Consider the following 13,839-nt stretch of genomic DNA (forward strand, 5'->3'; position numbering starts at 1 on the left):
AAATGAAAGATAAAGCAAATTATGTTAAATTAACAGTAAAACTTAGTAACAATATTGAAACAAAATATTACGAAAAAGGTAATAAAGAATTATATTATAGTGTTCGAGGTCAGTGAAATGGTTTAAACTATGTTACTTTAATTTTTAACAACCCAAAATTTTATAGACGCTGTATTTTATTAAACAAAAATGATGAAATTATAGTAACTGGTCAAATTTTTAATACTTTAAACATTCCTAAAAATCGTGCATTTTGTTCAATAAATGTTAAATGATTTAAAAAATGAAAAGAGTAAAAAATGATATTATGAAAAATTTTATTAATAGTACCAATATTAATAACAAGTATAACACTAATAATATTTTTAATATTTATTATTAAAGAATTAAAAAATGAATATAAAGTATTAAAAATATTAAGTGAAATTGCTAATCAAAATGAAAATAAGGAGAAATAATAATGAATAGATGTACATGAACTGAAACAATAACATTTGAAAAATTTATTCATGAACCACATTATGATGAAATTAAAAATGAACAAAGACAAAGACAATGTGAAAATATGACAGAAGAGCAATTTGATGAATATTGTAGAGCATATTGTAAAGAACATAGAATTAAAGTTGATGAAATTAATAAATCAAGACATAAAAATTGTATTAATAAAGAAAAATTAATTAATTTTATTATAACAACTCTAAAAGAAAATAAAGAATCTAATTCTAGTGATTCATTTAAATTAGGAAAAGAAAGTGTTTTATTTAATCTTCAAATTTATATTAATGAGGGATACTTTGATAATGAATAAACAAAATAAAAGAGTTAGAAAAGAAAATTTAAATTATGAATAAAGAAAAATTAATTATTTCTATGAAAGAAAGAATAGATTTATTGAATAATTCATTAAGAGAATATTCATCCAAACTTTATGAGTTAGAAGACTGAATTATAAGACTTGAAAGAGGTGAATTTGACTAATGATAATATTACCTACTTTATTTGAAAATAAAGATGAAATTGAAATATTATCACCATTTCCAAAAGCAATTCATACAAGTAATGATATTAGAGCAATTATTTTAAGACAATACCCAAATGTTAAATCAAAACACATAATTGTTTCTGACCCTGAAAGTAATGTTGCATTAATAGTTGGTGATAATGATGTTTATCAAGGTTGAATTAAAGTAACAATTAAAAAATTAGCAAAATTAAAGGAGAATAAACAAATGCAAAAGGAAAAAATTAAAATTAGAAATTATGAATTTGAATTAAATTCTTATGTAGTAGATTCGTTATTAGATGTTATAAGAGAACTGATAAAAACAAATAAAGGAGAATAAAATGCCAAGTATAGAAAATCAATCAAATTATATTTTAACTAAATTAATTAGAACTGGTATAAGTCCAATTTGTGCAATGATTGGTACAAGTGCTTATTATGGTCAAGTAATTGCAAATCCAGTATTAGGTTCAATTAATAGTTTATTATTTGGTAAAAAATTAGGTTTAGATATATGAAATTTAAATTAAAGACCAAATACTAAAACTAAATTAATTAATAGTAGTAAAAAAATATTATTAGGATTAGGAACAATTGGTTTAGCAAATTATAGTAAATGAACAGAAAATAATATTAATCCTATTATTTCAACAACACCAATTCCAGTAACTACTACAACTACAACAGAAGGTCCACCATGATTACTATTAAATAAGCAAGAAAATCAGTCATTAATGGATTGAGATACATATATGAGTTTAAATGCTTATGGTGTATCAAATCTTATTAGTGGATTAACTGAGTTAATACCTAATAAATTTGAAAAAATTAGAAAGATTTGTAATATGGCAACTGGTGGTTGTTTAATATCAAGTGGTGTTGCTATGGGTATAAATAATGATTTTAATAATGCTTATGCTATACCTACAATAGTTGCTGGTGCAAGTGAAATTATCCATAATTTATTACCTATGGAAACTACAAATCATATTGAAGAAATGCAAGAAACACCATTTAATAATGAAACTGCAAGATTAATTAATGATAATAGATTTACTATTAATAGTGAAACAAGTAGTCAATATGGAACTAATATGAGTGATGTAATTTTAGATAATGCTTCATTAAATTGAGATTATAATCACATGAGTTTATAAAGGGGGTGAAAAGTAATGAATAAAGAAAAAATTATTGAATATTATAATAATGAAATTCAGACATATAAAGAAAGATTGGAACAATTAAATAAAGAAATATCTGTATTAGTAAAAATTATAAGTAATTCACAGTCAATGATTGAAAGAATCAATGGTGGTCAATTTGATGAATAATCAAAAAAATAAACAATAAATAATTGAAAGGAAAATATTCAAATGAAAGAATTTTTACATGAATTAATAATTATTGGAACAAGTGTTGGAACATTAATTTGCAGAGAAATTATTGTTTTATTAAAAAGATTTATCACAACTCCAAAACATGTTAGAGCAAATAACAAAATTATCAAACATCAAAAAAAATTAGCAAAGTTAAATGAAAAGATTAATAAAGAAAATAAATAATAAAGTGGTGATGTAAATGTTAGAAAATGAAAATAATGTTCAACAAACAACTGAACCTTTAACTGAAAATAATGATCAACAAGAAATAGAAAATAAAGTTAATGAAGCAGAAAATAAGTTAAATAAACTTAATCAAGAAATTAAAGAAAAAGAAATGATTAATATATTTAAAAAATATCAAGTTAAAACTGAATTTTATGATTTTTTAAAATTTAAAACAAGTAATCTAGAAAATTCAAAAATTGAAGAAACTATTAAAAAAATGATTAAAGAACAACCAGTATTTAAAGAAGTAATTAATACAGGTGGCAATAAACAAATAATTATTAATAATAAAACAAATGATAAAGAAAATTTTTTAATTAATTATAAAAAGAAAAATTATTTATAAACGAAAGGAAGAAATAAAATGTCAGTACCATTTAATCAAAATTTAGACAATACAGAGAGATTAGTAGAAGCACCAGAATTTATAGAATTTTTTAAAATTTCAAATAGTCCATGGGCAAACTTTTTTCCTACTGAAATTGTTGACTCAGTAAATATTGAATTTATTGTTAAAAAACCAAAAAAACCGGAAGTAAAAATTATTGATTGAGATGATAAAAGCAAAAGATATGAATTACCATATGTTGATACAGATAAAATTAGTAAAAAAATAACTAAAAAATATCTTGCAGGAGAAATTATTGCAGATGTAGATTTAAAAGCAAATAATGGACAAAATTTATTAGATAGTATGCAATATGAAGTTGCAAATGATTTAGCAGATAAATTAGCAATTGATGATACACAAGCAATTGCAAAATTTGCTACTAAAATCGATATTGAAGATACAACACCAGTAGGCTATTTAAAATCAATGTTATCTGCTTGAAATACTTTGTTTCAATTTAAAAACATTGCAAATAGTAAATTTTTTATTACTAATGGTCTTTATGATAGTTTAGTTTATTTAGCAGATAATAAAGGTTTAATTACCGATAATCAGTTGGCACAACAATTACGTTTAAATGGAAATAATTTATATGTAAAAGGCGTATTATGTGAAATCGTTCTTGATGACTATATGATTTTTACTAATGATAAAAATGAACAACAATTAATGACCTTTGTTTTAGCAACACCAAGAGCGATGAAAAGATATATGATAGAAAATACAGTTATTTATGTAGATTTTATTAAAGATGATAAAGCAGGAAGAGCATATAAAGTTGCTGGTGAAGTTGTTGGAGAAGCAATCCCATATATTTCTAATAATGAAACAACTTCACGTTGAATGTTATGTGGAGTTATTAAAACAGAAAAAACTGATTTAAAAACTAAAATTACAAGTTTAACAACTGATATTACTGCAAATGTTAATAACAATAATAGTGAATTAAATACACAAATAAAAAGTACTAATGAACTTAAATCATTAAATCCAAATTTAACAAATCCAACTATTAAATATTTTAGTGATGCACAAGGAAAAACTAATGTAAGTAATCAAAAACAAAAAGCGGGTGACTTATACATAGTTATTTCTTCAAATGTTAATGATTTAAATTATAAAGGTTCAACAAATCCAATTAAAATAACTCTTAAATAAAGGAAATTAATATCATGCCAATTGGTACAACTAGTATAGCAATACTTTTAAACATAAATAAACCAAAACATACTAGAATAAGTAATCAACAAGAAAATAAAAGTTTTTGATGAGAAATTTTAGAAATGATTGGTGTACAAGTTTTAGCAGTAGCACTTGCTCCTTTTACTGGCGGATTAAGTGAAAGTGTAGCCCTTGGATTAGGTGCAAGTGATTTTATTGCAAGTACTATTAATTTTGGTATTTATGCAACAACTGATTTTACTATTAATCAAGTTTATGATTATTTAAAAGGAAATGTAACAAAATTAAATACTTTCTTAAATTTATTACCTGCATTTGCTGGACTTAATAAAATTAGTCGTGGTTATCGTACAACTAAATTCATTAAATTAGCACAAAAAACTAAAACATTAGAACAAGTTGGAATTAAGGAAGCAAAAAACTTACAAGAAGTTATTAGTCAAGTAAGTGGAAAAGAAATTTTAACAGATAAAATTATTGGTAATAAACGTTATTTAATGAATTATAGTTTTACTCCTAATCGTGAAACAGTATTACGAGATTTAGGTTATGTTGTTGAAAGACAATATAAAAATAATTTTCAAAAATTAGAAGCACCAGAATTAAAAGATTACTTATTATTACAAAATACATTAATAAAACTAAGTCCACAATTAACTCCTAAATTTAAAATTAAAGATATCGAAAAAGCAAATAACTTTTTTAAAAAATTTAATACTGATTTAAAAAAAGTACTATCTATGAATCAGCATGATTGATTAAATTTAGTTCATACAATACATACAGAAAATAGATATGGAAAAACTTTAATTTTAGATTTACAAAAAATTCGTGCTAATTCTATTAAATTTAATTTTAAAAAAAGTTCAATTCATAAGATTGTTTTAAATGCAAATAAAATTTTTAAGTATTTTGATATTAGATTTTATTTAAAAAAAGGTTTAAATAAATTTTGAAAAGATACTCCATATTTTGAAAAATTACGAGAAAGTATATATAAATTACAAGAAAAATTTGAAAAGTTAGAAAAACAAGCATTTGAAAAAATTAATAAATTAAAAGAAAAAGTAACTAATTTATTTACTAGTGCAGAAAAAAAAGCAATTAAACATGCACAATTAATTCCATTAAATTCACCAGTATTTATGGGTTGTAAAATTCAACCTTTATCATTAAATAAATGTGCAATTACTATTTATCATCGTAATCCTAAGTATAAACCAATTACAGTTATTGATAGTATTCTTAAAGCAGAAACTTTTGTTACTCAAATACATCCATTCCATTGATATCGTTGATATAGTGGTTGATACATTGGTTATGGAGTTAATCAAAATAAATGATTAAAAGCAATAGCATTTGCTCCACCAGTTGTTCAACAAGTAATTAGAGATAGTTTTAGAGTATATAGAGAAATATTAAGAATAGTAAGAACTTATCATAAAGTAGTAAATGTTATTAATAATCCTATTGAAAATGTAAATAAATCATTTAAAAGTGTTGGTTTAAAATTTTCAGTTAATACTTTATTTGGTACAGGATTATTACATCATTTAGAAAAGTTTGCATATAGTCAAGTTGTAGAAAAAGGTAAAAAGAAATTACAAAAAGAAATTATCCATATTTCACATAGAAAAACTAAAACAAAAACTAAGCATTATAAAAAAGCATTTTTTAAGGAATGATAAATTATGATTAATAAACTTTGAACTGATGTCAGTCTTGAAAATTATAATAACTGATATCCATTAACTGGAAAAATTACAAAAACACCACAGCAATATATACAAACATGACCAAATGTTAATGATTGATTTAAAACTTTTGCTATTCGTGCTGAAAATGATATTAATGCTTATCTTGATTTTATTTTATCTAAATTTCCTTTTGATAGTTTTAAAGATGAGTTAATTAAAGAAACATTAAGAGATATGGTTTATGTAATGGTTGAACATTGAGTATTTAATCGTACACCAATTGAATTTAATGTTGATGCTACTATTCAATTTAATAATGGTAGTCAATTTAGTGCAAATAGTACTCCTACAATTAATGTTTGAGATTTAGCACCTAGTAGAATGAAAATATTAGCAAGACTAACAGAATTAAAACAAATATTTTCAAGTTATAATGATGATGAAATAGATGTTGAAAAAATTGACTTAAAAGCATTTTATACTAGAAATCAAGTTGATGAATTAATTGAACAACAAAAAGAATTTACATTATTAAAACAAATGAAATTATATGATGATTTAGTTGATGATAATGAAAATGAAATATATAGAGGTCCTGTTAGTAAATTTATTAATAAAGGTTATGTTGCAACTGATTATGATAAAGAAACTGAAACAATGATTTTAGATTGACCTGATGAAATTGGTACATTACCCCCCGAAGCATTACAAAATAATCCACAAATTGGTGATTATACGCATGCACCAACTTGTGATTTTTCTGCTAAACAACAAAAACGAATTACTACTAATGAAAATGAAATTACCAAATTAAATACTGAATTAATTAAAGCAAATGAAAATATTAATGATGTTAAAAATAATTGATTTAATATTGAAACTAGTCCTTTATGAAAGAAAGTTAAAAATGAAAATATTAAAACAGATACATGATATATTATTGATTGAACATATTATTTTATTGATAGTAAACAAATTATTATAAGTAATAATAAATTAACTAAATCTAATATAAGAATTACTAATGGTCAAATAGAACAAAAACAAATAATAATTGAAAATATTGATGTTAATATTGACAAAGTAACATTATTATATGATGTTGATTTAATAAAGTTTATTATTACTAATAGCACAAAAAAGTATACACCAATAATTCATAATATATATCAATATCAAGGAACTGGGACACCAACTGAATTTATAGCAGAAGAAAATACTAAACGTGATTATTATACAAAACTAGAAACTAATAATTTATTAGATAAAAAACAAAATAAATTAATTGCTGGTGAAAATATTAAGATTGATGAAAAAACTAATACTATTAGTGCTACTGGTGGTATTGGTGAATCATTATGAGAAGTTGATAAAGATAATCCTAATTTTATTAAACCAAAAGATGATAAAGGTATTGATGTTAATGGTAAAAGAATTATTGATGTTGGTACCCCTACATTTTTAAGTGATGCTACAACTAAAGAATATGTTGATAATTTATTAGATAAAAAACAAGATAAAATAGAGAATTTACAAGATAAGATTTTTAATAATAAAGATGATAAAGATAGTACTACAAGATTAGTTAATGAAGTTATTAAAACTAATGTTGGAGGAAAAACTTTAATTTATAGAAATAATCCAGTTGTAACTGATGATTTAGATATTCCAAATAAGAAATATATAGATGATAAAATACCTAATTTAGATAATTATTATATAAAAACAGAAGTAGATAAAAAATTAGAAGATACAAAAGCACAATTTCCGATTGCATTTCAATTAAATGCTGTTGGTCAAGAAATTTCTAATTTAGAAACTACTAATAAAACTGTTGCTGGTGCTATTAATGAAATAAATAAAAAAGAAAGTAAAGAAAAATGAGTTATTGTTGGTAAGAGCCTTAATAAACGTACATGAACAGATTTTCATATTAATATTAATCAAACATATAGAGCGCTTATAACATGAGAAACTAAATTAATAGGTTATCCAATAATGATTTTATTTAAAACTGCTAAGGGTCTTAATACAGCGCCTCATACAATTATTAATGGAAAAATTGGTAATGAAGATGTTACTTTGGATATTATGACAACTGAGGATAATAAATCAATTTTAAAAATAAATGGTGCAGAAAATAATCCATATGGTGAAATTATTAGTTTAGAAATTAAAGAAAATGAATGAGATGTTGATTTAAGAGATAATGATACACCAACTCCAAGTGGTTCAAATTGAAAAGAAGTAGGAGAAGTTATAACAGATAAAAATAATAATAATCAAAATTATATAAAATATATATTTAAAGATAAAACACATTATAGAATATATATAAGTTATGGTGATTATACAACTAAAGAAAATAATAAAAATTATAGTTGACAAATAATTAATTTTTATTATCAATTAGATACAAGCGTTGTAAAAAGTAGTTTATGAATAGCAAATAATAACAATAACCAACAAACTGAAATTAATATTTATAACAATAGAATAATGTGGGGTATGGGTAAAGATTATATTTTTAAAAAATTAGAAGAATTACAGGAATAATATTATGTTTTTTAAAATTATAAAAATTATTTTAGGTTTAATTGGAGTTTTATTATCTTCTGCTGTTGCTGGTTTAATTATATTTATTATTGTAAAAATTGTATTAAAAATTAATCAAATTTTTTAAAAAGGTGGTGAATATTATGTTAGGTAGATTTTTTAGAAAAGATAAAAGTAATATTAGTGATAATCAAAAGAGGCTTTTATGTAATCTGTGTATCTTTGTTTTACAAAGTACTAGTTTAGATTAATTCTATCTTCAAATTTTATCATAAAATGAGCAATTGCTGTATTTCAATTTTGAATGGGCATTGTTCATTTTTTTGTTATATTTTCAATTGCTAAATAAAATATTTTAAAAATTGCCATATCATTAGGAAAAACTTTTTTATTTCTGATAATTTTTCGTAATTGACTATTTACAGATTCAATAGCATTTGTTGTATAAATCACTCTTTTAATTTCTGCAGGATAACTAATAAAAACCATTAAATTATCTCAATTTTTATATCAAGATTTAGCAATTTGAGGATAGTGTTTATTTCACTTATTTTCAAAGGATTCTAAAGCCTGCATTGCTTGTTCTTCACTACATGCAGTATAAATTGGTTTTAAATCTGCAACTAGAGATTTTCTATGCTTATATGAGACATATTTCAAACTATTTCTAATTTGATGAACTATGCATAATTGATGTTCTGTTTTAAGATAAACTGATTGTATTGCTTCTGACATGCCTGTTAAATTATCACTGCAGGCAATAAGAATATCATTTAAGCCACGATTTTTCATTTCTGTTAAATTTGCTAATCAAAATTTAGCACCTTCATTTTCACTAATTCATAAACCTAAAACATCTTTTTTACCTTCTAAATCAACTCCTAAAGCTATATAAACTGATTTGTTAATAATGCGTTTATCTTGTCGTACTTTAACTACTATACAATCAAAATAAACAATAGGATAAATGCCTTCTAATGGTCTATTTTGTCATGCTTTGACATCATCAATCACATCATCAGTAATTTGACTAATAATACTTTCACTAATATCAGCACCCTGATATAACTCTTGTAACTGCATTCTAATATCTGATAATGTCATACCTTTTGCATATAAGGAAAGAACTTGTTGATCAAAACCATCAAATCTTCTCTGTCTTTTTGGCACTATTACAGGAGTAAAATTACTATTACGATCTCGTGGTACATCAATCTCAATTTTACCTTGTTGAGTTATTAATTTTTTTGAACTTATACCATTACGAGCATTGTCACTATTACTATGTTGATTTTTTTCATATCCTAAATAATTTTGCATCTCAGAATTCAACATTTTTTCAACTAAACGTTTTGTTAATTCTTTATATAAACCCCCTTCTTTAAAAACTGTTGTTAAATCTTCAGTATTTTCTAATAATAAATCTACTGCTTTTGATATTGGATCATTATTATTAAAGTTATCTTTTTTAGCCATCTGTAACTCACTCTTTCTAGTCATTTAATTATATTTACTAGAATTAATTAAACATAGTTATTTTTGTAAGTTACACAGATTACTAAACATTACCAATCAAAATGAAAAAGTAAAATTTTTAACTAATAAAAATAAAAGTACTCATGCTTCAATTTTAAATTATTTTGGTTTTAATGATTTTAATCATGAAACTTATTTTACTGATTTTGTAGCAGAAAATAATGCTAATTTATATAATGCTCCATTAGAAATAAATAATGAAACTATTAAACAATACTTAATTCAACAAGAATTTTATAGAAAAAATTGAAATTCTATTTTTAAATTAAGTAAATTAGGAATTAGTGGTTATTTAATTTATATTGCTAATGATGATTTATATTTTCAAGTAGTAGATATACAACAAAGAGTTTATGATATTACTGGTAAATTAATTCAATGTACTATTTTTTATGATAGTTATCAAGAAAATGCACAAACTGTAAGATTATTTGAAGTTTATACATTAAATAATGAACAAGTAACTATTAATCGTGCTATTTATAGTATTAGTGATATTAAAAAACAATTTCCATTAGATTTCAGAACATATAGTAATAACCCTAATTTAGCACAAGAACAAACACTAAATATTAACTATATACCAATAGCAATTATGCGAAATAAAGCAAATGAGTTAGCAGATTGTAATAAAGTAATGGATAAAATTAAAGCATTAGATGTTATTTATGAACAAATTGTTTTAGATACTATTTTAAACTCACCTAAATTTATTTTTAATCAAACTTATGGTAATGTTCAATCAGCATTAGAAGAAGCAGTAAGAACATTAGTTACTAAAAACTACATATTTAAAAGTGGTGGAGATAATAATGAACAAAACGAAAATATCAATATGACAAATAGTAATTTTAAAGGTAAAAATTTAACTGATATATATGATTGAAATGTTAATGAAATATTTAAACGTTGTGGTATTCATATACCAAGTCAAAAGAAATCTGCACAACAATCAGTACCCGAAAGTACAGCTGTAAATATTTCAACGATTAATTATATTAAACAAAAATTATGGCAATTTAATATTGATATTCTTAAATTTATTCAAATATTAGTACGTTTAGATAAAGAATTATTAAATAGTAAAACATTTAATATTAATGATGAACAAGAAATTAATAATTTAACTGTTAAATTAAAATTATTTAATCCCGAAAATAACCAATTAATAGGAGAGAACAATGGAAAACAACAACAAACCACAAACGAAGTTTCCACAGAAACAGAAGCAAACTAAAATTAATCAAGCGGAAGTAGAAAATGATTATTTAATTGATAATATTCCTTATGATTTTACTAATATGATGGGTGCTACTAGTGACCCAGATATTAATAGAGCATACGATGAATTTAAAAAAAGAACTATATATATTTATGAAATTGAACGTTTATTTAAAAATAATGAAAATAATAGTTTAAGATTTTCAGCAAATACTATTAAAATAGGTTTTATTGATATTGATAAAGTATTAAAAACTATTGCAGTTGAAACATCTGATTTTACTATGCAATTAAATCAAAGAGCAAGTACTAATATTAATGATAATACAATTGAATATAGTATGACTGATATTAAAAATTTAATATTTCAAGAAATAAATTTATTAAATCAATTTAAATTATATGCTGTTTCTATTAATGAACCATTAACTGAAAATAATATTGATAATTTATATATTATTAATAATTATTCACAACCATATCAAAATCCAAAAACAAGAAGTACTAAAAGTATTACTATTATTAAAATTAAAGATTTTAAAACAAGAGATGGTTATCCAATCATTATTAAATTACAAAAACCATTAGATAAAGATACCAAAGTAATTGGTTTAAAAATTAAAGCCCCTAGAAGCATGATTTTTGGCAATATAAAGGTACTTGGTGAAGTTGACAATATGGAAAAGTATACCCTAAATTATTTGTTAAAGATAAGATAGCATTTCCGCTATTATCAATGCCTATTGAAACTCAACCAAAAGTTAGAATATTACAACAATGATTTAGTGAACAAATATTACCATGAAATTTAGCAAAACAATTTATTGGACAAGAAAAATCAGTTTTAGATTTAATTGCTATTGGTGGGGGTAAAGAAACAAGAAAAGAAATAATTAAAAATGCAAGAGTTACACACGCTTGATTAGGATATTTTTTAAGTTCTTATTCTTTTGGTGAATGACCATTAAAAGAAAAGAAAGAACTTAAAGATAAAGAAGTATGAAAAATTCAGAGTGGTCCAATTGGAAAAGAATATACAAGTATTGCTACATATGATAAATTTGATGATATTGAAGTTGAAATAAGTGACAAACCACCAATTGATAGTTTACAGAAACTATTATTAGATATGTTAAGTTATACATATAACTACAATAGAAATTTTGATGGTGCTTTGTACGATGATAAAGGTAAACCAAAAAATGATATTGCAACACTACGTGAAAAATTTGAAGGACAAAAACCAGATGAAATAATTACTAACTTATTTAAACAATGAGAGTTTGAATATCCAAATTATATTAACTTAGAGCAAATAAAAATATTTAAACAAATATTTATTATGTTATCAAAAAATATTTATTCATCATTATCAATTAATAAAGGTTTAAATGATGATAATAAGATTTTATTACCTTATTATTTTGAATTAAAATCAAGTCCAATAAAACCAAATGATAAAGAAATATGAAAATTCAAAGACATAAAAGTTATATTAAAATCTGTATATTTTGATTTTACAGATACCAATAATATTAAATTAAAAAATAATGATATCAGTCAAAATGAATTATTCAAACTAGATGATAACCAATTTAACTGATTATCTATTACAAACGAGTTAGAAAGCAATAATATACCGTCATTAATTCCTGCTGATTGAACATTAGGTAATGGTGAGTATGGAAAGTATTTTACAAGAGTAATTATTAGTAATAATAAAATTGAAAATGCTTTAAATTTATATGGTTCAAATAAATCTCAATTATTTTCTAAATTAGAATTTTATAAAGAAATTGCACAAATTGATAATAATAGTGAATTTGAAATACAAATTGAAAATTCGATTAATAACTTAAATCGGATTGAAATTAGTGGCATATTTGGTGCTGAAAATTATGATTTAATTTTAATAACTGACAAAAAAAGAAATAAATTTAAAAAATATTAATTTATTTGATAAATATAGTGAAAATATTTCATATATAAATATTGAAATTTAATTATCAAAATATCCATCAGGATAAATTCCATCTCATTTTATATCAGAATTAAGAAGCGGTTTAATACTAAAATATAAATCTATTTTATTTGCATTATCAGTTTTTGTTTCTCATATAGTTGTCCCAGTCCCCCCAGTAGGCTGTATAATCATGACCTAAATAAAAACTTAATTTTTGTCTTCCATCTTTACAAGCAAGCCCTAGTGCTGTTGTTGCAATAATAAATAATACTGTCATAAATGAAAATAATCCAATAAATATATTTCTTTGTGTTTTTCTTTGTTTTGCTATATTTTTAGCATAATGTAATTCTGTATTTTGTTCGTTCATCTTTAATTACTCCTTTTTTCCTTGATTTTACTTTTAAATTGTACTATTTTTGATTATTTTTACAAGTATGCTTTTAAATGGAAAATAACGCCTAAATTAAAGGCGTTTGGACGTATTGCAGCCTTAGTTAGATTTAATAAGAAATTAAATGAGAGATAAAACTCTCATTTTTAATTGTTGAACAATTATAATTAATTATTTTATTAAACCTATACTTTATTAAAGTAATTAATTATTCCAAATTTAATAAAAATTATAAAAGCTATTGTATAGGAATTTGCAAATAGTAATTTTTCTGCTGGTCTTTAAA

19 protein-coding genes are annotated in these 13,839 nt (G+C 22.8%); 17 read left to right on the forward strand and 2 right to left on the reverse strand.

Features of this window, described 5'->3' with window-relative positions:
- Positions 1-2: 2 nt before the first annotated feature.
- The 14 genes from ACI2WJ_RS01215 (at position 3) to ACI2WJ_RS01280 (ending at position 8,566) form a co-directional block, all read left to right on the forward strand.
- Positions 3-296 (forward strand): hypothetical protein, encoded by a 294-nt coding sequence (locus ACI2WJ_RS01215; protein ID WP_400254575.1) that lies wholly within the window; start codon positions 3-5, stop codon positions 294-296.
- A 3-nt stretch (positions 297-299) separates the two neighbouring features.
- A complete protein-coding gene (locus ACI2WJ_RS01220; RefSeq protein ID WP_400254574.1) occupies positions 300-458 on the forward strand; it encodes a hypothetical protein in 159 nt (52 codons plus the stop codon).
- A 2-nt stretch (positions 459-460) separates the two neighbouring features.
- The gene (locus ACI2WJ_RS01225) at positions 461-811 is read left to right on the forward strand and encodes a hypothetical protein (RefSeq protein ID WP_400254573.1); all 351 of its coding nucleotides are present in this window, start codon (positions 461-463) and stop codon (positions 809-811) included.
- Positions 812-846: 35 nt separating this feature from the next.
- Entirely contained in the window at positions 847-981 is a 135-nt protein-coding gene (locus ACI2WJ_RS01230; protein WP_400254572.1) for a hypothetical protein, read from the forward strand.
- Positions 981-1,346: a hypothetical protein gene (locus tag ACI2WJ_RS01235; protein WP_400254571.1), complete on the forward strand. Its 366-nt coding sequence runs from the start codon at positions 981-983 to the stop codon at positions 1,344-1,346. The genes ACI2WJ_RS01230 and ACI2WJ_RS01235 overlap by 1 nt, the downstream gene beginning before the upstream one ends.
- 1 nt (position 1,347) lies before the next feature.
- On the forward strand, positions 1,348-1,536 hold the full coding sequence (locus ACI2WJ_RS01240; protein ID WP_400254570.1) for a hypothetical protein: 189 nt from the start codon (positions 1,348-1,350) through the stop codon (positions 1,534-1,536).
- Positions 1,537-1,740: 204 nt separating this feature from the next.
- Positions 1,741-2,163 carry a hypothetical protein gene (locus ACI2WJ_RS01245; protein WP_400254569.1) on the forward strand — a complete coding sequence of 141 codons (423 nt, stop codon included), beginning with the start codon at positions 1,741-1,743 and terminating at the stop codon, positions 2,161-2,163.
- A 15-nt stretch (positions 2,164-2,178) separates the two neighbouring features.
- Positions 2,179-2,337, forward strand: a complete 159-nt coding sequence (locus ACI2WJ_RS01250; protein ID WP_338959443.1) for a hypothetical protein — start codon at positions 2,179-2,181, stop codon at positions 2,335-2,337.
- 42 nt (positions 2,338-2,379) lie between these two features.
- Entirely contained in the window at positions 2,380-2,568 is a 189-nt protein-coding gene (locus tag ACI2WJ_RS01255; RefSeq protein WP_174480113.1) for a hypothetical protein, read from the forward strand.
- A 16-nt stretch (positions 2,569-2,584) separates the two neighbouring features.
- Entirely contained in the window at positions 2,585-2,959 is a 375-nt protein-coding gene (locus tag ACI2WJ_RS01260) for a hypothetical protein (protein ID WP_400254568.1), read from the forward strand.
- Positions 2,960-2,977: 18 nt separating this feature from the next.
- Complete coding sequence (locus ACI2WJ_RS01265; protein ID WP_400254567.1) at positions 2,978-4,162, forward strand: hypothetical protein; 1,185 nt, start codon at positions 2,978-2,980, stop codon at positions 4,160-4,162.
- Positions 4,163-4,176: 14 nt separating this feature from the next.
- On the forward strand, positions 4,177-5,874 hold the full coding sequence (locus ACI2WJ_RS01270; RefSeq protein WP_400254583.1) for a hypothetical protein: 1,698 nt from the start codon (positions 4,177-4,179) through the stop codon (positions 5,872-5,874).
- Positions 5,875-5,877: 3 nt separating this feature from the next.
- Complete coding sequence (locus ACI2WJ_RS01275) at positions 5,878-8,439, forward strand: hypothetical protein (RefSeq protein WP_400254584.1); 2,562 nt, start codon at positions 5,878-5,880, stop codon at positions 8,437-8,439.
- Between the two features lie 4 nt (positions 8,440-8,443).
- Positions 8,444-8,566 carry a hypothetical protein gene (locus ACI2WJ_RS01280; protein ID WP_255495889.1) on the forward strand — a complete coding sequence of 41 codons (123 nt, stop codon included), beginning with the start codon at positions 8,444-8,446 and terminating at the stop codon, positions 8,564-8,566.
- A 110-nt stretch (positions 8,567-8,676) separates the two neighbouring features.
- Here the strand turns inward: ACI2WJ_RS01280 and ACI2WJ_RS01285 are convergent, their stop codons facing one another.
- Positions 8,677-9,915 carry an IS256 family transposase gene (locus ACI2WJ_RS01285; protein ID WP_400255222.1) on the reverse strand — a complete coding sequence of 413 codons (1,239 nt, stop codon included), beginning with the start codon at positions 9,913-9,915 and terminating at the stop codon, positions 8,677-8,679.
- Positions 9,916-10,570: 655 nt separating this feature from the next.
- Here ACI2WJ_RS01285 and ACI2WJ_RS01290 point away from each other — a divergent pair.
- Genes ACI2WJ_RS01290 through ACI2WJ_RS01300 form a run of 3 tightly spaced genes read left to right on the forward strand, consistent with a single transcriptional unit; the run spans position 10,571 to position 13,147 of the window.
- Positions 10,571-11,212, forward strand: coding sequence for a hypothetical protein (locus ACI2WJ_RS01290; RefSeq protein WP_400254585.1), 642 nt, complete (start codon positions 10,571-10,573; stop codon positions 11,210-11,212).
- The gene (locus ACI2WJ_RS01295) at positions 11,157-11,915 is read left to right on the forward strand and encodes a hypothetical protein (RefSeq protein ID WP_400254586.1); all 759 of its coding nucleotides are present in this window, start codon (positions 11,157-11,159) and stop codon (positions 11,913-11,915) included. Before ACI2WJ_RS01290 ends, ACI2WJ_RS01295 begins: the two co-directional genes overlap by 56 nt.
- A gap of 17 nt (positions 11,916-11,932) precedes the next feature.
- Positions 11,933-13,147 (forward strand): hypothetical protein, encoded by a 1,215-nt coding sequence (locus tag ACI2WJ_RS01300; RefSeq protein ID WP_400254587.1) that lies wholly within the window; start codon positions 11,933-11,935, stop codon positions 13,145-13,147.
- Between the two features lie 145 nt (positions 13,148-13,292).
- On the opposite strand, the gene ACI2WJ_RS01305 is transcribed toward ACI2WJ_RS01300, so the two are convergent.
- Positions 13,293-13,529, reverse strand: coding sequence for a hypothetical protein (locus ACI2WJ_RS01305; RefSeq protein WP_400254588.1), 237 nt, complete (start codon positions 13,527-13,529; stop codon positions 13,293-13,295).
- Positions 13,530-13,839: the final 310 nt, after the last annotated feature.

Origin of the sequence: Spiroplasma endosymbiont of Cleonymus obscurus (genome assembly GCF_964273375.1) — a bacterium.
Classification (GTDB): Bacteria; Bacillota_I; Bacilli_A; order Mycoplasmatales; family VBWQ01; genus Spiroplasma_E.